Consider the following 21,745-nt stretch of genomic DNA (forward strand, 5'->3'; position numbering starts at 1 on the left):
AGGAGGATTCCATGCAGATCGACGTGCGTTATCAGCCCGCCTATTCGCTCGCCCTGGTGGCCCTGGCCGCCGAAGAGTCGATTCAGGCGGAAGCCGGCGCGATGGTGAGCATGACCTCGAACATCGAGGTGGCGACCTCGATGAAGGGAGGCATCCTCGGGGCGATCACGCGATCCGTCCTGGGCGGCGAGACCCTCTTCGCGAACACCTTCACCTCCCGCCGGGGCGCCGGCGAGATCACGCTCGCCCCCGCGCTTCCCGGCGACATCGGCTCGCTGGTCCTTGCGAACGAGACGCTCTACGTCCAGTCGGGCTCCTTCCTCGCCGGGGCGCCGGAGCTCAACCTCGATCTGAAGTGGGGCGGGGCGCGGACCTTCTTCGGCTCGGAAGGGCTGTTCCTGCTGCGCGCCTCGGGCAGCGGGCCGATCATCCTGAGCTCGTACGGCGCCATCCACAAGGTGAGCCTCGACGGGCGGCAGCCCTACCTTTGCGACACCGGCCACGTCGTCGCCTTCACGCAGAACCTCTCGTTCGACGTGCGCCGGGTCGGAAACTGGAAATCGACCCTGCTGTCGGGGGAAGGGCTCGTCTGTGAGTTCAAGGGGGCGGGCGACCTCTACCTGCAGACCCGATCCACGCAGGCCTTCCTTTCCTGGCTGATCCCGCGCATCCCGGGTCGCAGCGGCGGGGGCGGCGGACAGGGGGCGGGCGTGCTGGGGAACATCCTCCGGGGCGACTGAGCCCGGACCCCACCCGCCATGGGCGCCGCCTCTCCCGTCATCCGCAACATCTCCGACACCGCGCGGTGGGTCGCCATCTATCGGGCGATGGAGACGGAGCGTCCCGACTCCCATTTCCACGATCCCTACGCGCGCATGCTGGCGGGAGAGAGGGGGGAGGAAATCTTCCGCCGCATGCCGGGCGCGCGGCTCTCCGCCTGGCCCCTGGTGGTGCGGACCTGCGTCTTCGACGAGCTGATTCTGCGGTCGGTCGAACGGGAAGGGGCCGACACCGTCCTGAATCTCGCCGCCGGACTGGACACGCGCCCGTACCGGCTTCCCCTGCCGGCGGAGCTGCGCTGGATCGAAGTCGACCTTCCCGAGATCCTGGCCTACAAGGACGAGAAGCTGGCCTCGGAAAGGCCGCGCTGCCTTCGCGAGTCGGTGATGATGGACCTCGCGGACGTCGCGGCGCGGCGCCGTCTGTTCGAGCGCGTCGCCGCTTCCTCGCGGAAGGCGGTGATCGTCACCGAGGGATTCCTGGCTTACCTGAAGGAGGCGGACGTGGCCTCGCTGGCCGGCGATCTCAACCATCCCAGCTTCCGATGGTGGATCATCGACCTGGCCTCTCCCCTGCTCCTGCGGCGGATGCAGAAGATCTACGGAAAAACCCTCGCCCAGGGCGACGCGCGCATGCAGTTCGCGCCGGCGGAAGGGACGGAGTTCTTTCGCAAGCTGGGCTGGGCTGAAGTGGAATTCCGCTCTGTGTGGGAGGAAGCCCGGCGCCTGCGGCGGGAGATGCCGTGCGCCTGGCTCTGGCGGCTGGTCGCGCGACTCTCCCCGGCCTCGCGGCGCGAAGCGTTCCGCAGGATGGGAGCGACGGTGCTCCTGGCGCGCCTCCCCGGGAAGCAGGCCTGATCAGTTCGCCGCTTTCCAGCTCGCCTTGCGGGCGGCGAGGAACTCGTCCCCCGGCTGCCAGGAGGGCAGCTTGTCCTGGGAGGCGACGACCCACCCGATCGCCCCGGCGATCCTCCCCAGCTTGACCAGCCCTGAGAAATCCCAGGAGGAATCGAACTCATCCCCGGGGCGATGATAGCGGTTCTCGTTGTAGTCCTCCCACTGCTTCTTTCCCCACGCCGGGTCCTTCCCCTCGAAGGTATCTCCCTGATCGATCGACACGGCGGGGATTCCGACCTTCGCGAAGTTGAAATGATCGGAGCGGTAATACGATCCCTGGCCGGGCTCGGGATCCGGAACGTTCTTGAAATTGTACTGGCGCTCCGCCCAGGCGATCACCGGCCCGAGCGTGGTCTTGTCGCTTCCCAGGAAGGTGTAGGTGAGCGCCTCACCCAGCACCTGGATGCCGTCGATGTTCAGATTGGCGGCGATCCTTCCCGGGGGGAAGGTGGGATGCGCGGCATAGTACTGCGAGCCTCGCAGTCCCCCCTCCTCCGCGGCGGCCGCCATGAAGAGGATGGACCGCGGCGGCCGGGCTCCGCGCGACGCGGCTTCCTGATAGGCCCGGGCGATCTCGAGGATGGTGCCGACGCCGGTCGCGTTGTCGATCGCGCCGTTGAAGATGGCGTCGCCGTTCTCCGGCTTGCCCACGCCGAGGTGGTCGTAGTGCGCGGTGAAGACCACCGCCTCCTTCTTCTTCGCCGGATCGGCTCCCTCGAGGAGCCCGAGGACGTTGGCGGTCTCCACCTTGCGCACCTTGGAGACGATGTGCGACGTCACGGTGATTCCCAGGGGGATGGGGCGGAACTGCCGCCGGGCCGCCTCGTCGCGCGCCTCGTCGAGGCTCTTGCCGGCGAGCCGGAACACCTCGCGGGCCTTCGCCTCGGTGATCCAGGACTCGAGCTTCAGCGCGCGGTCTCCCGGCGCGCGCCCGACGAACGGCTGCTCCTTCGACCAGGAGTTCTGGACGACGTTGAAGCCGTATCCCGCCGACGGCGTGGTGTGGATCAGGATGACCCCTTCGGCCCCTTTCTTGAGTCCCATCTCGAATTTGTAGGTCCAGCGGCCGTAATAGGTCAGGGCGGGACCGCCGAACAGCTTGGGATCGGGCGAGGGGGGATCGTTCACCAGCATCAAGAGAGTCTTGCCGGTCACGTCGACTCCTTTGTAATCGTCCCAATCGAATTCCGGCGCGACGATCCCGTAGCCGACGAAGACGAGGCTCGAATGCTGATCGGTGACTCTCTGCTCGGTGCGCGACCAGGCGACGTAATCGTCGAGGTACTTCAGGGGAACGCTGCCCCGCGGCCCCGCGAGCTTCAGGCTGCTTCCGGAATCGGTCGTGATTCCCATCAGCGGCACTCTCTGGAAGTAGCTTCCGTCCGCGGCCCCGGGCTTGAGTCCCAGCAGCTCGAACATGGTGGCGATGTAAGCCGAAGCGAGGACCCCGCCGCGCTGTCCCGTCCCGCGGCCTTCCAGAAGATCGCTCGAGAGGAGCTTCACGTGGGCGCGGATGCGGGCGGCCTCGATGCCGTCGAGCGCCGCCCGGGCCTTGCGGGGAAGACGAAAGCTCGCTTCCTGGGCCGTCACGCCGGTGAGCGCCACGGCCGCGATGAAGGACAAAAGAAGAGCGCTTCGACGCATCGTCGGCCTCCGAGAATTCGCGGGAATGGGGAATCGGACCGGGGCGATCGGGCGCCCCGACGCGGCGAAAGTATAGCACCACGCCCGAGGGCGGCATCGAGAGCCGGAAGTCATGGGGATCGGGTGAAGGGAACGAACCGGACGGGAAGAACGTGCCGCGCCTGGAGCCGGCCGTCCGAGTCCTTGGCGACCAGCTGGAGGCTCTGCACCGCGCCCGTCGGCCCGACCGGAATCACCAGCCGGCCTCCTGGTTTGAGCTGCTCGAGCAACGGCTCGGGCACTTCCTCCGGGGCCGCGGTGACGAGGATCACGTCGAACGGCGCCGCCTCGGGCCATCCCTGGAAGCCGTCGCCGACTCTCACCTGAACGTTCGCGTAGCCGAGATCCTTCAATCGGCGGGCCGCTTCGGCTCCGAGCTCCGGGACGATCTCGATCGTGAAGACCTCCTTCACGAGCCGCGACAGGACGGCGGCCTGGTATCCCGAGCCGGTCCCCACCTCCAGGGCGCGATCCCCGGGCATCGGGCGGGCCAGATCGGTCATCAAGGCCACGATGTAGGGCTGGGAGATCGCCTGGCCGTGGCCGATGGAAAGCGGCCGGTCGTCGTAGGCCGCGGCGCGCTCGGCCTCGGGAACGAAGCGGTGGCGGGGAATCTCGAGCATGGCGGAAACGACCCGCTCGTCGGTCACGCCGCGAGACTGCACCTGCTCGGAGACCATCCGCTTTCTCTCCTCCTCGAAGGAGCCCGGAGGAGCGCAGGAGGCCAGCAGAGCCAGGCCGCCGAGGATCAGGCAGGTCCGTGTCAAAGGTTTCCTCCGGCCGCATCGTAGCGCATCGAGGCGCCGGCCGGTTGCATCGCCGGCCGGGGCTATAATGGGAGTATGAATCGATTCAGGCCCTGGCTCGCTTTTCTCGTCCTGTGGGCCGCGCTGGGCGTTCAGGCCCCGGCAGCCTCCCTGGCGCGGGAAGAGCCCGCGACCCCCCAGACCTCGCCGGCGCAGACCGCCCCTGCCGAAGCCCCTCCTGCCCCTCCGCCGCGGCCCTCCCCTTCCGGCGTCCCGTCGCTTCCTCCGCCGGGGGATGAAGAGATCCAGGCCCAGATCGAAAGAGCCCTGTCAGCGGATGCCGCGATCGCGGGACACTCGAGCCTCTCCGTCGCGTGCGACGAGGGCATCGTCACGCTCAAGGGGAAGGCGGACACCCTGAGCGTCCTGCGCCAGGCGGAACACCGGGCCGGCGGCGTCCGCGGCGTGCTGGACGTGGTGACCACCGCCGGAATCGCGAGTTCCGGCGTCCCCGATTCGCGCATCCTCCTCGATATTCAGAGCTCCCTGGGGGTGGCGGCCTTCCGGGGCGACGCCATCTCCGTCGCGGTCGACGAAGCCCACGTGCGGCTCAGCGGCACCACCGTCACCTACGCCCGCAAGCTCCTCGCCGAGCGCAGCGCCTCGGAGGTCCCCGGCGTGGCGTCGATTCAAAACAATATCCGCGTGGTCGCCGCGGCGGAAGGGGACGACGCCGAGCTGCAGCGACGCAGCCGGCTGCTTCTCCACGGGGGGCTGACGCCGGTCCCCGGCGACTACGAGGTCGTCGTGGACAATCGCCGGGCGACGCTCTCGGGAAGAGTCCCTCTGTTCACCCACCGCATTCAAGCGGAGCGGCTGGTCCTCTCGGTGGGCGGCATCGTAGAAGTCATCAACAAGCTCAAAGTCGATCCGTCTTTAACCCTCCCCAGCTCGACCGTCGAAGTCACTCCTTAGACTCGCCCATATATTTCCTATATTTTCAATAAGTTAATAGCATATTGCTATTGATGAATACAAACTTGTTTTCGTGACATTACAACTATAGATTTCACCCTCCATGCCTATATCCATAGGCATATGACTGAGTTCCAAAAACCTGGAGGAGGAGGGAGCGATGGACGCGTCGAGTTGGAGAAAGGGCAGGTGGACTGCCGCAATGCTGCTGCTCGGGGTGGGGCTGGTCAGCGGCGCCGGAGCCGCCACCGGACCGCAGGTTCAGATCCGGCTCAGCGGCAGCATCCAGGATCGCTCTCGCGGCGCGGCGGCCTGGACCACTCTGAAAGAGGATTCTCCGGTCGCGCCCGGCGAGCGGATTCTCTACAAGGTCGACCTGAGCAACCTCGGGGACCGCGAGGCTCGGACCCCGGCGGCGATCGGTCCCATCCCGGCGGGGACGGTCCTGGTCCCGGGCACCGTCACGAGCGGAGCGGGCCTGAAGGTCGAATACAGCGTGGACGCCGGCAAGACCTTCTCTCTCAAGCCGACCATCACCGTGAGCGGCAAGGACGGCCGGCCCCGGACGATCGAGGCGCCCGTCGAGCGCTACACCGCCATCCGATGGACCTGGGCCGCCCCGCTTGCCGCCTCCGCCACGGCGAGCGTCTCCTATCAAGTCCAGGTGAGGTGAGCCGATGAAAAACACCGCTACCCTCATCCTGGCCGCGCTCGCGGGCTCGGTGCTCTTCGCCACGGTACTCTCGGCGCAATCCACGCCGGGCGGCACGGTCATCACCAACCGCGCCACCGCCACCTATTCCGACGGCACGAACAGCTTCACCACCGTCTCCAATACCGTCACGACGATCGTCTCCAACGTCGCCGGCATCTCCATCACGCCCGACGCCGGCGTGAACCCGCCGGTCGTCTCGATCCAGACGGGGGTCCTCTTCCAGTTCACCGTGAGCAATACAGGCAACGTCACCGACAACTTCCTGTTCAAGGCCGCCGGCGCGAGCGTCCGGGCGCTGACTACCGGCGCCGCCTCCGTGACGGTGACCCGGGCGGTGATCGACGTGAACGGCAGCAGCGCGATCGATGGCGGCGACACCGACATCCTCACGAACGCCGCCGACGTCACCTCCGCCGCGGTGGCCCAGGGCGCCAGCCTCACCGTGCTGGTCGAGCTGACCGTGCACGCCGGCGCCAATCCGGGGGACACCCTCCAGGTGATCCTGGGCGACGACGCGAATCAGGCGGTCAATCTCTCAGCCCACGAGGTGCGCACCGTCAACGGGAGCACCGTGAACTCGCGCCGGGAGGACCGCGGCGACATCACCGCCACCGTGCAGGACGACGCCCAGCTCGTCCTCACCGACACGGTGCCGGCCGGCCCTGTCGCCCTCGGCGGCAACCTCGCCTACAGCTTGAGTCTCGCGAACCAGGGAGGGCGGGCCGCGAGCGGCAACAGCTTCAACGTCGACGGGGCCCCGCAGATCGGCATTCTCGTCTCGAACGCCATCCCCGTGGGGACCGTGCTTCTGGGAGCGCCCGCTCCGAGCGCTCCGGCCGGATACGCCGTCATTTACACCACCTCCCCGCTCGGCACCGCCCCTTCGGCGGCGGTCTGGACGAGCGCCGCGCCGCCTCTCGCGGCGGTGACCCGGGTCGGCTTCTTCGGCTCCGGAGCGAGCCTCGCCGCCTCGGCCACGGCGGGACCGTTCACCTTCTCCGTGGTGATCACGACGACGAACGCGACGTCGCCGATCGCCACGATCGCCGACGCGTTCGCGAGGGACTTCGTCGGAGCGGGTCTCACCGACCAGTCGGGCGACTCGGTAGCCAACGTCGGCGATCTGAACGGCGACTTCACCGAAGGAGCCGCGCCCGGAAACGTGGACGGCGACGGAATCGTCCAGCTCACGCTGCTGACGCAGGTGGGCAGCGTGCTCCTCGGCCCCGCCGGAGCGCCCGGCGCGATCGACAACACCCATGACGACGATTTCACCGATCTCTCCTCGGCCGCGGGCAACGGACTGCCGCCCGGATCGGTCACCGCGGCGGCATCGACGCTGGTGTTCACCAACTCGCTGCGGAACACCGGCAATGCCGCCGACACGTTCCGCATCACCGCACCTTCCGTGCCCACCGGATTCACGGTGAGCGTCGATCCCGACGGCGCCGGCCCATTGCCCGCGGTCGTCGTCAGCGGCGGGGGCTTCGTGAACATCGCCGTGCCTTACGGCGTCACGACGAGCTTCACCACCAGCGTGACCGCGCCCGCCGGGACCGCCGTGCTCACCGGCTTCACGACGCTCTTGCAGGCGGAGTCCCAGGTCAGCCCCGGGGCGATCAACCGGACGCTCGACAATTTCTTCGCCGGCTTCGTCCGGCTCGTGAAAACGGCCACGGTGATCAACGGGACCGGCGTGGGAGGCCCCGCCGATCCCGTTCCGGGCGCCGAAATCCGGTACGACGTCGCCTACAGCAACGTCGCCAACTCCACGTTCGGGGTCGGGAACGGCACGCTCACGGCGACGAACCTGAGCATCACCGAGGACGGCGGCGCCGCCCCGAACAACTGGGCGGCGAGCACGGCGCACGTCGCCGCCACCGCCACCCTTGGTACGGTGACCGACAACGCGCCGCTGAACACCGTGTTCACGGACAACGTGGCCGCCCTGGCTCCGGGGATTTCGGGCACGTTCACGATCCGGCGGACGATCCAGTAGCTCCGCGCGGGGAGGGCGGGGACGTCTCCTCGCCCTCCCTCCGCGGCAGCAGGAATCCCGCGAGAAGCCGCGCCGGCGCCCTCTTGACCGGCGCCGGCGGCGCCTCCCGGGAATTCTGATCGATGCCGCACAGGCTTCGACCGCTGGATTGGGCGACTCTGCTCGCCGCGCTCCCCTATCTTCTGGGGGGTGCAGGGGGGGGTGCGTTCGCCGCCGCCCCGGCCGGAGCGTCGATCGCCAACCGCGCCTCCGCCGCGCACGACGTCGCTTCAGGCGGCAGCGCCGCCTCCCTCTCCAACACCGCCCTCGTCGGCGTGGCGCCCGTCTCCGCGATCTCCGTCACCCCCGACGACGCGATCGTCTCCGGCTTCGTCCCGTCTGGCGCCACGGTGGTCCGCCACTTCACGGTCACGAACCTGGGGAATCGCGGCGACCGCTTCCAGGTGACCGCCTCGACGGTCTCTCCGCCCGCCACCCTGACGGGATTGTTTTTCGATCTGGACGGCAACGGCGCCATCGATCCGACCGATCCCGCGGTGACGCCCGGGCTCACCCTCTCACCGCCGCTGCCGCCAGCGGCAAGCCTCGGCGTCCTGTTCCGCTATTCCAGCGCCGGCGTCCCGTCCGGCACGGTCGTCGTCCTCGGGCTGGCGGCGCAGAGTCAGGAGCCCGGAGCGGTGAACGGCCTTGCCACGGATGCGGGCGCGATCCGCGATCAAGTCGGCGGGGGGGCTGCGGCGTTCAGCGATCCGGCGAATCCCGGCCAGCCTCCCGCCAAGAGAGTCGACGGCCAGAGCGGCGTCAATGCCGCCCGCGGCCAGGAAGTGACCTTCTCCCTCGAGTTCGCCAACAGCGGCACCGGAGAGGCCGCGAACGCGGCGGCGACCGACACCCTGCCCGCCGGGTTTCTGTACGTCCCGGGATCGCTGCGCCTGGATGGCTCGCCGTTGAGCGACGCCGCGGACGGCGACGCCGGCGAAGTCGCCGGAGAGGTGGTGACGGTTCGTTTCGCCTCGGTGGCTCCGGGCGAGTCCCACCGGATCGAGTTCCACGCCCGGATCGACCCCGGCACCGCTCCCGCGACGCTCCTCTCCAACCTCGCCACCTTCACCGCCGCCGGAACGGCGCCCGTCGACTCCAACGCGGCCCGCGTCCTGGTCGATCCGTTCGGCCTGATCTTCCAGGCCGGAGGAGGGCTCCCCGTCTCCGGGGCGCTGGTGTCGCTCTGGTCGGACTCTTCCGGCACGCTGCAGTCGATTCCACCGCTCTCCGGCGCCGGCGCCACCCCCAACGTCGACAACACGAACCCCTTCGCGGCCGACACGGCGGGGCGCTTCAGCTTCCTTCCCGACCCGGCCGCCGGCGCTGCCGGCGCGATCACTCAGAGCTTCCTGCGCGTCGTCGCGCCCGGCTTCCTGCCGCGCCTGATCCGGGTGGACCTCGCCGCCGCCTCGGGCAGCTCCCCGTCGGCGCCGGTGTTCACGCTGACCCTCACCGCGGCGGACGGCCTGCCGCTGGCCCTTCCGGGGAGCTTCTCCCTGACCTCCGGGCCGGTGGTCCTCTCCGGCGTCTCGGCCTTCGGGTTCAACGTCCCGGTGTTCTCCGCCAGCCCCCTGATCGTCACCAAAGTGGCCGACTCGAGCCACGCCCGGGTCAGCGAATCGGTCGGTTACCGGGTGCAGGTCACCAACCCCGGAGTCGTGCCCGTCAGCGGCGTGAGCGTCACCGACACCCTGCCCGAATTCCTCGACGTCGTGGAAGGAGCCGCCCGGAGAATCTCGGCCGGGATCGCGTCGCCGATCGTTCCGGCGCAGTCGGGCCGCACCCTGGTTTTCGCGCTGGGCGATCTGCCTCCCGGAGGCCAGGCGGAGATCTCGTACCGGGCGCGCATCGCGCCCGGCGCCCCGGCCGCCGCGCTCTCCAACGAAGCGGTGGCCTCGGGACTTCTCCCGACCGGGGATCCCGCCGCCGGCGGTCCCGCGCGGGCGGTCGTCTTCGTCCGCCAAGGGATCTTCTCGTTCCAGCAGGCGCTCATCGGGCGCGTCTTCGAGGATCGCGACGGAAACGGCCGGTTCGACGCCGGGGAGGCTCCGCTGCCGGGTATCCGCGTCGTCCTCGACAACGGAATGTCGGCGACCACCGACTCGGAGGGGCTCTACAGCCTCCCGTCGGTGCCGGAAGGGGCCCGGATGATCGGCCTCGATCCATCGACCTACCCCCCCGGTCTCTGCCCCGCCGACCCCGATCGCCTCGGCGATCGGGGCAGCGTGCGCCTCTTGCGGACTCCCTTGCGGGGGGGCGCGCTCCTGAAACAGAACTTCTCCCTGACGCGCCGGGGCGATTGTCCGGAGCGCCCTCCGTCCGGCGAGGAAGCGGCGACCGCGCGATCCACCGCGCGGGCCGGGGCCGCGCCGCCTGCAGCGCCGGCGGCCGCCGAGCCGGGCGTCCACGTGAGGGAGCAGACCGAGACCCTCCCCTCGGTGCCACCGGGCGCCTTCGAAGTCCTCGAGCCGGCGGACCAGGCCGTCTCGCCGACCGGGGCCCTGGATCTGACCGTTCGCACGCATCGCCGCGGCGCGCTCCGCGTCTCGGTGAACGACCACACCGTTGAAGCCGATCGCCTCGGCCAGACCGAGCTGGACGACAAGAACCAGCTGGCGACGTTCCACTACGTCGGCATCCCGATTCTGCCCGGTCCCAACCGCGTCTCGATCACGGCGCTGACCGGCGACGGGGGCAGCGGCGATTCGCGGGAGATCCTGGTCTACGGCCGCGGCGCCGCCGAGAAGATCAGGATCTCGGTCTTCGAGCGGGAGCTTCCCGCCGACGGCCGCTCGGCGACCGAAGTGCGCGTCGATCTGCTCGACGCCTGGGATCACCCCGCTCAGGACAGCCGGGTGAGAATCCTCGCCTCGCTGGGGTCGCTCCGGTCCGACGACGCCGGCGGGCGCGACCGGGACGTGGCGCTCGCCACGCATGGAGGCGCGGCTCGCCTCCAGCTCGTTTCGGATCCGTCCACCGGGACCGCCCACCTTCGGGCGGAGTACGGCGATCTGTCGGATGAGACCGCGGTCGTCTTCCTGCCGGCGCCGCAGCCGGCGATCCTCGTCGGCCTGGCGGAGGCCACTCTCGGCGCCGCGAGCGTCGATCCCGGGGTGGGCAAGGACGCGGGAACGATTGAGGACGGCGCCCACGGCCGGGTGGCGTTCTTCTACAAGGGCGGCGTCGCGCTGCCGGGCGCCCTCCTCACCGCCGCCTACGACTCCGATCGAAGGCTCAACCGGACGGCCGATTCCGACCGCCTGTTCGACCTCGACCCTCTGGAGCAGACCTATCCCGTGATGGGCGACAGCTCCACGCATTTCCAGGAGGCGGCGAGCAACAGCCGCGCCTATCTGAAGCTGGAAAGGGAGCGGTCGCACCTCCTCTACGGCGACTTCGATCCGGGGATGGGGGACACGCGGCTTTCGGCCTACCATCGCAAGCTGACGGGCCTGGAGCTCAACCTAGAAGACCGGCCGGGAGACCGGATCGCCCTGGCGGCGGCCCGTCCCGACAATGCCTTCGCCCGGGAAGTGATCCCGGCGGCGGGGATCGGCGGCCTCTACCGGCTGCGCCATGCGCCGCTGATCCCGGGCTCGGAGAGCGTGGCGCTGGAAGTCCACGACCGCCGCAACCCCGAGGAGGTGTTGAGCCGCCAGATTCTGCTGCGCGGCACCGACTACGATCTCGATCCGCTGGCCGCCACCCTGCTCTTCAAGCGGCCGATCGGCTCCTTCGCGGGGGATTTCGATCTCGTGGAGATCGTGGTCCTGTACGAGTACGAAGCCGCGGGATTCGATTCCCTTTCCTGGGCGGCGCGGGGTATCAAGAAGTGGAACGGGGGGAAGACGAGCGCCGGGCTGTCCGCGTTCGGCGAGAATCCCGAGGGCGGCGAGGATTTCCGCCTGGTCGCGGCCGATCTCCTCCAGCAGCTCCCCGGCCCGGGAACCCTCTCGCTGGAGGCGGCCCGCAGCGACGGCCGTCCCCTGAACCAGGGCAACGCCTCGCTGGGGCCCGACCCGGCCGGGGCCGGCGCCGCCCTGCGCCTCGAATACGCGCAGCGGCTCGCCGCCCTCCGGGGGCCGTTGAAGCTCGCCTACCAGGACGTCGATGCCGACTTCGTCAATCCCTACGGCGTCTCGATCGCCCCGGGATCGCGGCGCATCCTGCTCGGCGCGGAACCGGCGCTCACGGAAAAGCTGCGGCTCGGGGTCACGCTCCAGGACGAGAAGAATCGCACCGCCGTCGTCGACAACGCCCGGACCACCGGCTCGCTGCGCGTGACGGCGCAGGTGAGCGGCAGCCTGGGCCTCACCGGAGGGCTGGACCACCGTGATTTCGAGGATCGGATCTCCGATCGGCGCGTCGCCTCCGATCTTCTCACGGCCGGAGCCAGCTTCCGGCCGGCGCCTCGGTGGACTCTGTCGGCGCGGCGGGAGCAGAACGTCGGATCGGAAAGCGATCCCTCCTATCCGGACAGCACTTTCCTCGCGGCCGGCTTCCAGCAGAATCAGGAGATCCGCTATTTCCTCAAGTTCCGCGACAGCGACCGCCCGATCGAAGCGATCGCCGATCTGGGGGCCGCCGGGCTGACGCCTCCGCGCTCCCGCTCGGAGCTCCAGCTGGGCGCCGAGTCGCGTCTGGGCGCGCACTCGACGCTGACGTCCCGGTACCAGGTCGAAAACGGCATCTCCGGCACCGACAGCTACGCCGTCGTCGGGCTCGGCACACGCCTGCCGGTCGACGACCAGCTTTCGGTCGACTTCCGCGGGGAGGCGGGCTTCCGGGTCGCCGGGGAGGGCGATTCCTTCGAGAGCCTGAGCACCGGCCTCTCCTGGATCCCCAGGGAACGGTTCAAGACGACGATGCGCTACGAGCTGCGGAACGCCGACGGCTTCGGACAGACCTTCACCGCCGCCGCGATCGGGAAGCCGGGCGACGACGTGACGCTTCTGGCCCGGCTGGACGCCAGCGACGCGAGCCAGCGGGGCCAGGATACGACGATCGTGAACTTCTTCGGAGGGCTCGCGCTGCGGCCCTTGAAGCGGGACGATTACGGAGTCCTCATCGCCTGGAAGCGCAGCGATCGCCGCCACGGATCGAACGGGCCCGGTGACGACGTGCGGACGCTGCGGGACACGTTGTCCGCCGACGGGGTCTTCGACCTCACGCCGCGCGCCCGATTCTTCGCTCGGGCGGCGCTGAGCTTCACGACCGACACCCCGGCGGGCCTGCCGTCGGTGGACACGACCACCACGCTCCTGCAGTCGCGTCTGGAATACCGCCTCGGCCGGCGCTGGGACGCGGCGGGCGAGATCCGCGACGTCACCCTCTGGCAGGACCGCCTCCGCCGCCGGAGCCTCGGGTTGGAGGCCGGCTTCTGGGCGACGGAAGATCTGCGCGTGGGCTGCGGCTACGGACTGACCGGAACGCGCGCGGTAGAGGGGGACGAAGAGTCGTTCAAGCGGGGCTTCTACTTGAACTTGACGACGAAGCTGAACCGGATCCTCGAGCTGATCCGGGAGAACCCGTGAAGTCGAGAGCGCGCCTCGGCGCCGCAGCCACCGTCCTGGGGCTGGCGCTCGTCCTCGCGGGCGGGGCCTTCTGCCAGACGACGATCGTCCTGCAGCCCGATCCGGCGGCCGGAGCCGACACCTACGTCGCCTTCGCTTCGAACGTCCAGAATTACGGCGCGGAGGCTCAGCTCACGACCAACTCGCAATCCAACGGAGGCAGCCGGGGGCTCGTCCGCTTCGATCTCTCCTCGATCCCGGCAGGAGCGACGATCTCGTCAGCGACTTTCGAGATGTACCACTATTTCTCGCGCTCGGCGCTTTCGGAGTCGCTGCGGGTCCATCGCCTGACGCGGGCATGGACGGAGCCTGGAGCGACCTGGCGCGCCTACGACGGGGTGAACTCCTGGACGACGGCCGGCGGCGACTTCGATCCCGCCGTCGCCGCCTCCACGACGGTCAATGCCACGGTGAACGTCTGGAGGCAATGGAACGTCACCGCCCTCGTCCAATCGTGGATCAGCGGAAGCGCTCCCAATTTCGGGATGATTCTCGATTCGCCAAGCGCCGGCGGCAACAACGAGCGCCAGTTCTACACCTCCGATTACCTCGCCAATCCCGCGCTCCGGCCGAAGCTGACGATTGTCTACGTCGCGTCGGATCTCACGGCCAGCACGAAATCGGTGAGCCCTCCGACACCCGTCGCCGGCCAGACCGTCACCTACACGATCGTCGTGAAGAACGCCGGCACCGCCGCCGCCTCGAACGTGGCGGTCACCGACGCGGTCGACACGACGAAGCTGGGGAACGTCGTTCCCGGCCAGGGAGGCGTCTTCGCAGGAGGGACGATCACCTGGAGGGCCGCCACCACGCCCGCGCTCGGGAGCGTGAGCCCCACGCCGGCCGGAGACGTGACGCTGAGCTTCACCGCCCGGGTTCTCCCGGGCCCGGACGGAACCGTGATCTCGAACCAGGCCTTTCTCGCCAGCGCCACGCAGACGGGGATCCCGAGCGACGACCCGTCGACAGTCGCGACCGACGACCCGACGCTGGCCACCCTCCGCGAGCCCGTGACCTCCCTGGCCAAGCGGATCGTCGAGAAGAACGGTGCGGCGCTGCCGGACGATCCTTCGAATCCGCCCGGCGTTTCGGGCGCTCTGTCCACGACCGTGGTCCCCGGCGATGTCCTCACCTATGCCGTCTTCTTCGCCAACAACGGATCCCGCAACGCGGTCGCCTTCGTGGCCCGGGACGGCGTGCCGCTTCACACCGATTTCATTCGCGACGCGTTCGCGGCGGGCAAGGGGATCCGGCTCCTGTTCGGCGCGACCTCCGATCTCACCAACGCCCTCGACGCCGACGCCGGCAGCTTCAGCGCCGCCGCGGTTTCCAATCCCGACGATCCGGCCACCCCGATCAACGGCCTCGTCACGGTGATCGTCGGGAACGTCCCGGCAGGCTCCTCCGGATCGCTCCGCTTCAAAGTTCGCGTGCGCTAAAGCACGATTCCCGGCGAATGGGTCCCCACGCGGCTTCCTTTCCTCAAGCCGGTTGTGCTACCGTCCCGCCATGCACCGGTGCCCTGCGTGCTCGCGGCAGGTCTCTCGAGACGATTCCTTCTGCCCCGCCTGCGGATCTTCGCTGGAAGATCCCTCGTTGTCTCCGACACGGACCGCGCTCGGCAGTCGTGAGGGCGCGGGGCACGTCGGTCCCTCTCCGACCACTCCTTCCGGGCGATTTCTTCCAGGCGTCGTTGTCGCGCGGCGCTATCGGATCGTGAGCCTCCTCGGCCGCGGAGGAATGGGGGAGGTCTATCGGGCCGACGACCTCAAGCTCGGTCAGGCGGTGGCGCTCAAATTCCTCCCTCAGTCTCTCGAGAAAGACGAGGCGAGGCTCGCAAGCCTTCTCACCGAGGTGCGAATCGCCCGGCAAATCGCCCATTCGAGCGTCTGCAAAGTCTACGACGTCGGAGAGGCCGACGGCCGTCATTTCCTGAGCATGGAGTACGTGGACGGCGAGGACCTGGCCACTCTCCTGAAGCGTATCGGCCGGCTGCCAAAGGACAAGGCCGTCCAGATCGCCCGTCAGATCTGCGCGGGACTCTCCGCGGCTCACGAGCAGGGAATCCTGCACCGGGACCTCAAGCCTGCCAACGTGATGATCGATGGCCGCGGCCGGGCCCGCATCACCGACTTCGGGCTGGCCGGACTCGCGGACGATTTGAAGGAGGGAGGGAGCCGGGCGGGAACTCCGGCCTACATGGCGCCGGAACAGTTTTCGGGTGGGGGGATCACCGTCCGGAGCGATCTCTACTCGCTGGGTCTCGTCCTCTACGAGCTGTTCACGGGACAGGCGGCATTCAAAGGATCGACTCCCGCCGAGATGGCCCGGCTCAAGCAGGAGAGCCCTCCGACGAACCCTTCCCGCCTGATCGAAGGATTCGATCCGATCGTCGAGCGGGTGATCCTCCGATGCCTGCAGAGCGATCCACTGCAGCGGCCTGCTTCGGCTCTCGGCGTGGCCGCCGCCCTTCCTGGCGGCGACCCGTTGGCGGCGGCGCTCGCCGCCGGAGAGACTCCTTCTCCCGAGCTGGTCGCCCAAGCGGGAGAAACTGGCGGCTTGAGCCCGACGGGGGCGTGGATGGGTCTCGTGTTTCTGGCTGCCGGCGTTTTCTTCATCTTCTATGCGGCCGACCGGAGCCAGCTTCCCCGGATGGTCTCGCTCCCCAAGCCTCCGTCTGTCCTCGAAGAAAAGGCCCGGGAGATCGTCCGCAGGCTCGGATATTCTGCTCCGCCTGGCGATACCTATCTCTGGTTCGCGTCGAACAAAGAGTATCTCGGCTTCATCGACAAGGACGACAATTCTTCAGCGCGGTGGGATCGCCTTGCCGGAGGACCTCCGTTCGCGGTGACGTTCGGCTATCGCCAGAGTCCTCGCCCTCTCTTGCCCTACAACTACATCGAATGGCGCCTTTTGGACGATCCTCCTTATCTCGTTTCCGGGATGGCTGGCGCAACGCTCGCTCCCGATGGGCGCTTGGTTGAATTCCTGGCGGTTCCTCCGGAGCTGGACCCCTCTCCGCCCTCTTCCGCGGCTCCCCGCTGGGAAGCGCTCTTCGGGGCGGCGAAGCTCGACCCTGCCGCCTTTTCGCCGGCTACTCCGGAATGGTTTCCTCCCGTCTACGCCGATTCGCGAGCGGCGTGGGTAGGCTCCTACGCCACGAATCCCCGGACTCCGATTCGCATCGAAGCCGCGGCATATCGAGGAAAGCCGGTCTTCTTCCGGATCGTCGAGCCCTGGGCAATCCCCAATAGGATGGAAGCGGCCAGGGTGCCGGCCCGGACTTCCTTTGTCCGCGGATTGCTCATCACGCTCGGGGTCTCGATCCTGGCGGGGGGGATCCTGATCGCGCGTCGAAATCTGCGACTGGGACGGGGCGATCGGAAGGGGGCGCGGAAGCTCTCGATCTTCCTCTTCGTCGCGGCCGTGTTGGAATGGCTGTTCCTCTCGCCGCATTGGCTCGTACCGGCTGAGTTCGGACGTGCTCTATCGAACGCCGGACTCAGCCTACTCGAGGCAACCATCGCCGGCACTTTCTATCTCGCGCTGGAACCCTACTTCCGCCGAGTGTGGCCTCACGTTCTGACCTCCTGGATGAGATTTCTCGACGGACAATTCCGGGATCCACTGGTCGGCCGCGACGTTTTCATCGGCCTTCTGGCCGGCACGGTCTTCCGGCTCCTCGAACAGCTCCACGTGATCATACCCCGCTGGCTCGGACTCCCTCCGATGCGCCCGGATTATTGGGGCCCGGGACTTTTGCAGCTGGTGACTCTGGAGAGCGCTCGCAATTCCGTGGGAGTTCTCTTCAACCTCCTGCAAAGCTCCCTCCTCATACCGATGATCCTCACGATTCTCCTGTTGTTGCTCCGCATTCTCCTCCGGAGCCAGGCTCTGGCGATCGGTGCCACCGTGACTCTCTTCAGCGCGGCGACCGTCGCGATCGGCAACAATCTTTTCCCCGATCTGGCTTTCGGGCTGCTTCAATGCGGCCTGTACATCGTTCTTCTGTTCCGGTTCGGCTTCCTTCCGATCGTCGTCTCCGCGGCCTTCAGCGCGCTTCTCTACGATTTTCCTCTCACCCTTGATTTCTCGACGTGGTACGCGGGGAATAGTTTCCTCGTCCTGCTGATCGCGACCGGTCTGGCAGCCTACGCGCTTGCCGTCGCGCTGGCGGGACGCCCTCTCTTCCGGGAGACGATTCTTCCGGAGTGAGGGGCCGATTGCCGGCCCGCCTGTGATCCATGGCTGTCCCACGAGTTCTGGGTCAGACCCCTTGGCGGTCCGCTCCACCGTCTTCGGCACGTCCCCGCCGGCGTCGGCCGGCGCTCGAAGCGGCACGCTGCCGCATCCGAACGTCGTCGGACGCGACTCGATGAACTGGCTCGCCCTGTTCGTCCGGGAGTCGACCGGCCAGTGGAGGTGCCCATCGGGGGCCGGCCAGGTGCGCGGGTGGGCGCGGGTGGAGTATATTTATGTCAAATTGGCATTTTCGGGAAGAGTGCCCCTAGCGCTCTCAGCCGGCTGACAGCCACCACACCCTCTGACTCATTGACAGGGGGAGGAGCCATGGCCCGGCGTGGTCACCGTCCCATCGTGCTTCTCGTCGTTCTCATCGCGTGGATGAGACTGAGTGGGATCGTAGCCTGGGCTCTGCCTCTCACCGGGAGCCTCGAGGGAACGGTCGTGGACCGGGACGGCCATCCCCTGGCGGGGGTCACCGTCGTTCTGGAAAACACTTCCCTAGGGCATGAGCCCCGGGGTACCGTCACCAACGCTCAGGGAGAGTTCCGCTTCCTCTCTATCCCGCTCGGGAAGGGCTATGCGTTGCGCGTCAGCCTCCCTTCGTATCAGACCCTCGTCTTCCGGGAGGTGGAGGTTCTTTCGGACGCCAACCCGCTGCCCAACATCACCCTCCCCCCCGCCCTAACCGAAAAGGTGGAAGTGCGCGCGAAGCCCGACGTGGTGCGGACCGAATCGGCGACCACCAGCACCACCATTTCCTCCCAGTTCCTTGCCGGGTTGCCGGTTCTGGGACGTGACTATCAGGACATCCTCACCCTGGCGCCGGGTGTCACCGACGTCGACAACACCGGGAACCCCAACATCCACGGCGCCCGGGACACCGACGTCGTGACTCTCGTCGATGGCGTGAACACCACCGATCCCTTCACGGGGCGTTACGGCCAGGAGCTGAACGTCGAGTCGATCCAGGAGATCGAGGTAATCACCGCCGGAGCATCGGCCCAGTTCAGCCGCGCCTCGGGCGGGTTCGTGAACATCGTCACCAAATCCGGCGGGAACGAATTCAAAGGCACCTTCAAGTTCTTCATGCGCACCAGCCGTTTGGATGGCGACGGGGCCGGGACCGACGCGGTCGATCTCCGCGGAGGGCTGGGAGAGCCGGACGGATTCCGGAACAGGAAATTCTCCGACCTCTATCCCTTCCTATCCCTCTCGGGCGCCCTCGTCAAGAACCACCTCTGGTATTACCTCGCTCCCGAGTTCGTCCAGATCGAGGAACCCATCAACTCCGGAACCCAGACCTACGTGGCGGCTACCCGGGCGGTCCGAGCCATGGGAAAAGTCACCTGGCAAGTGGCGTCCGCCAACCGACTGGATTTCGTCGCGCTGTACGATGACACCCACGTGGATAACCAGGGGCTCACCAGCAGGACCGCTCTGGAGAGCGGCTACGCCATCGGGCGTGGCGGACCGACCTTGACCCTGCGGGACACGGCCATCATCACCCCCAACTTCTCGGTGGAGACCACCGTCTCCCGCTTCGATCAGTCCTTTGCAGTCATTCCCACCCTTGACGCAGACACCAACGGAAACGGCCTTCTTTTCACGGACGGGATTCCCGGCCTGGGCAACAACGATGGTTTCTGGAATGCCCGGGAGCGGGATCCCGGGGAGGACTACGACCGCGACGGACGCTACGACGTCTACGAGGACCTGAATGGCAACGGAAGGCTGGACGGATGCCTGAGGGACCCGACTACGGGGACGAAAGTCTGCTTCCCTCCCGAGGGCGCGGTCGCGCCGTGGGACGGCCTCCTGCATTTCGGCGAGGACCGGGACCGGGATGGGCGCCTCACCCTGTATGAAGGCTGCGAGGGGAAGGACCACGAGGACCTCAATTGCAACGGCCTGATCGATGCCGAGGTGGACCTGAACAGGAACGGACTGGCAGACCCGAAGGAGGACACCGGCATCTTCTGCCAGGACCGCGTCTTCTGTCCCGACGGATACGAGCCAGGCACCCGGGGCAATGGCAGGCTCGACACCGAGGACAGGAACGGGGACACAATGCTGAACACCATGCCCGGGGCGGGAGCGACCCCCTTCCCGTTCTGGACGGACAAGGACGGCGACGGGATTCCCGACCCCGGGGAATTCCATGCCCCTCTGCCGCAAGACCGTGACTACCTCCTGAGCGTCAAAACCAATCGGATCTCCGGGCCCTTTTACTCCGATTATCGCGACAGCCGGACCCGGGACACCCTCAAGGAGGAGATCTCCGCCTACGCCGGCGACCTGATGGGAAGCCACGACCTGAAGATCGGAATGATCTTCGAGAAGGAGGGATTCGACAGGACCACCCACCAGCGCCCTTTCCTTCAGATCACCCCCCCCCGGGGGAACGCCTTCACCTTTGTCCCCGGGAAGGTGGGCGCCCTTCTCCCCACCCAAAACACCGTCGACAACATGGCGGAGAGCGATCACCTCGGGTTCTACCTGCAGGATTCCTACAAGCCGCTCCCGAACCTGGCCCTGGGGCTCGGGCTCCGTTTCGACCGGGAGGTGGTCCGCTCCCAGGGGTACGAGTCCTTCGACCCAGTGGCCCAGCGACAGGCGTTCGATCTCCTGATGGCCCTCAGGGGAATCGAGACGACGTCGGGAGACCTGGATGTGGACGGCGTCGTCGAGGTTGGGCTCCAGGGTGACCCGCTTTATGCCGCGCAGGACACCCGCTGGGCCGGCATCGAGTCGGCCCTGGTGGAGATTGCGCCGAGACGGTTGACCCGGCACAATTTTTTGACCAGCATCGAGTCGGCTCGGCTCGCGCGATTCGGGATCAGCGATCCGGACCTTCTTCTTAATGGTCACCCGCGGCAGCCGGAGGAGATTGAAATCAGCAACAACAACCTGGCGCCGCGGCTGAGTGTCTCCTGGGATCCCCAGAGTGACGGGAAGTCGAAGGTCTTCGCTTCGTGGGGGCGTTTCTATGGAAACCTTTTTCTGGAGACGGTGGTCGGGGAGCAGGGCCCGGACACCATCAGCCCCTACTACACCTACGACCAGGACGGCCTAAGTCCGTCCGGCTTGCCGGACAATCAGGCCGGCAGGACACTGGCGTTTCCCCCTCCATCGGCTTATCAAGTGGACCGCGGGTTGCGCACTCCCTTCACCGACGAGCTCACCGCGGGAATCTACCGGGAGATCGCCCCTGAGATCTCGATCTCCCTGACCTACGTCCGGCGGGACTACCGGGACCAGCTCCAGGATGTCGATGTGAACCACTCCACCCGCCGTGCCCCTCAGTGCAAAGGGAGGCCGACGTCTTCCGGGCTCTGCGACGATTTCGGAGTCTTCCTTACGCCATCAGGCTTTTTTTCCCCCCAGAGCGTTCCGGACGGCTACCCGGATCTCTTCGTCAACAACTTCAACTTCAACCAGATTTTTCGGGTGGGAAACTATAACGTTCAAGCCTACTCCAGTTATGAGGTGCATCTGACGCGCCGGCTGCGGCGGAAATGGCAGCTGGATGCCAGCTATGTCTATTCCCAGGCCACCGGCCAGGCGGAGTCGTTCCTCTCGGAAAGCGGGAGCGATCCCAGCCTCACCGAGCTGAAAAGCGGGTACCTCGCTTACGACCAACGCCACGTCGCCAAGCTTCATGCCGTCGCCTTCCTCCCTTCCGACTGGCAGATTGGCGGGGCCATCACCTGGTCCTCGGGGCTTCCCTTCAGCCTCGTGAACCGCGTCCGCTCGAGCGACGACGTCCTATACCCTCAGAACCGAACGCTTTTCGGGAGGCGGGATATCACCACCGGAAAGTTCTACGCGGAGTCGCGGAACATACACCGGAACCACGCGGTTTACGACATCAACGTCCGGACCCAAAGGAATTTCGTCATCGGGCACATGTCCGCCGGCGCCTTCTTCGAAGTCTTCAATCTCCTCAACACCGACGATCTCCGGATTACGGAAATCGACAACTCGGTGGATAGCCTCCAGGCTGAGGAGACCCGCCGCTTCGGACGGCGCTTCCAAATCGGCATCCAGATGGACTTCTAACGTCGGATGCCTTGGTCCACGCGCACTGTGAG

General features: G+C 67.4%; 11 protein-coding genes. 9 read left to right on the plus strand and 2 right to left on the minus strand.

Going from position 1 to position 21,745, the window contains the following annotated elements; translation table 11 throughout:
- The first annotated feature begins 11 nt into the window (after positions 1–11).
- The gene (locus VGR67_11770) at positions 12–740 is read left to right on the plus strand and encodes a TIGR00266 family protein (protein HEV8337086.1); all 729 of its coding nucleotides are present in this window, start codon (positions 12–14) and stop codon (positions 738–740) included.
- 18 nt (positions 741–758) lie between these two features.
- A complete protein-coding gene (locus VGR67_11775) occupies positions 759–1,637 on the plus strand; it encodes a class I SAM-dependent methyltransferase (protein ID HEV8337087.1) in 879 nt (292 codons plus the stop codon).
- Here the strand turns inward: VGR67_11775 and VGR67_11780 are convergent, their stop codons facing one another.
- Positions 1,638–3,320, minus strand: coding sequence for a M28 family peptidase (locus tag VGR67_11780; protein ID HEV8337088.1), 1,683 nt, complete (start codon positions 3,318–3,320; stop codon positions 1,638–1,640).
- A 110-nt stretch (positions 3,321–3,430) separates the two neighbouring features.
- Entirely contained in the window at positions 3,431–4,126 is a 696-nt protein-coding gene (locus tag VGR67_11785; GenBank protein HEV8337089.1) for a protein-L-isoaspartate(D-aspartate) O-methyltransferase, read from the minus strand.
- 75 nt (positions 4,127–4,201) lie between these two features.
- On the opposite strand from VGR67_11785, the gene VGR67_11790 reads away from it, so the two are divergent.
- The 7 genes from VGR67_11790 (at position 4,202) to VGR67_11820 (ending at position 21,713) form a co-directional block, all read left to right on the plus strand.
- Positions 4,202–5,080: a BON domain-containing protein gene (locus VGR67_11790; GenBank protein HEV8337090.1), complete on the plus strand. Its 879-nt coding sequence runs from the start codon at positions 4,202–4,204 to the stop codon at positions 5,078–5,080.
- 160 nt (positions 5,081–5,240) lie between these two features.
- Positions 5,241–5,753 carry a hypothetical protein gene (locus VGR67_11795; protein ID HEV8337091.1) on the plus strand — a complete coding sequence of 171 codons (513 nt, stop codon included), beginning with the start codon at positions 5,241–5,243 and terminating at the stop codon, positions 5,751–5,753.
- A 4-nt stretch (positions 5,754–5,757) separates the two neighbouring features.
- Entirely contained in the window at positions 5,758–7,794 is a 2,037-nt protein-coding gene (locus VGR67_11800; GenBank protein HEV8337092.1) for a hypothetical protein, read from the plus strand.
- Between the two features lie 122 nt (positions 7,795–7,916).
- Positions 7,917–13,370 (plus strand): hypothetical protein, encoded by a 5,454-nt coding sequence (locus tag VGR67_11805; GenBank protein ID HEV8337093.1) that lies wholly within the window; start codon positions 7,917–7,919, stop codon positions 13,368–13,370.
- The gene (locus VGR67_11810; protein ID HEV8337094.1) at positions 13,367–14,848 is read left to right on the plus strand and encodes a DNRLRE domain-containing protein; all 1,482 of its coding nucleotides are present in this window, start codon (positions 13,367–13,369) and stop codon (positions 14,846–14,848) included. Before VGR67_11805 ends, VGR67_11810 begins: the two co-directional genes overlap by 4 nt.
- A gap of 157 nt (positions 14,849–15,005) precedes the next feature.
- Entirely contained in the window at positions 15,006–17,624 is a 2,619-nt protein-coding gene (locus VGR67_11815) for a serine/threonine-protein kinase (GenBank protein ID HEV8337095.1), read from the plus strand.
- Positions 17,625–17,978: 354 nt separating this feature from the next.
- Positions 17,979–21,713 (plus strand): carboxypeptidase regulatory-like domain-containing protein, encoded by a 3,735-nt coding sequence (locus VGR67_11820; protein HEV8337096.1) that lies wholly within the window; start codon positions 17,979–17,981, stop codon positions 21,711–21,713.
- Positions 21,714–21,745 lie beyond the last annotated feature (32 nt).

Source organism: Candidatus Polarisedimenticolia bacterium (assembly GCA_036004685.1).
Classification (GTDB): Bacteria; Acidobacteriota; Polarisedimenticolia; order Gp22-AA2; family AA152; genus DASYRE01.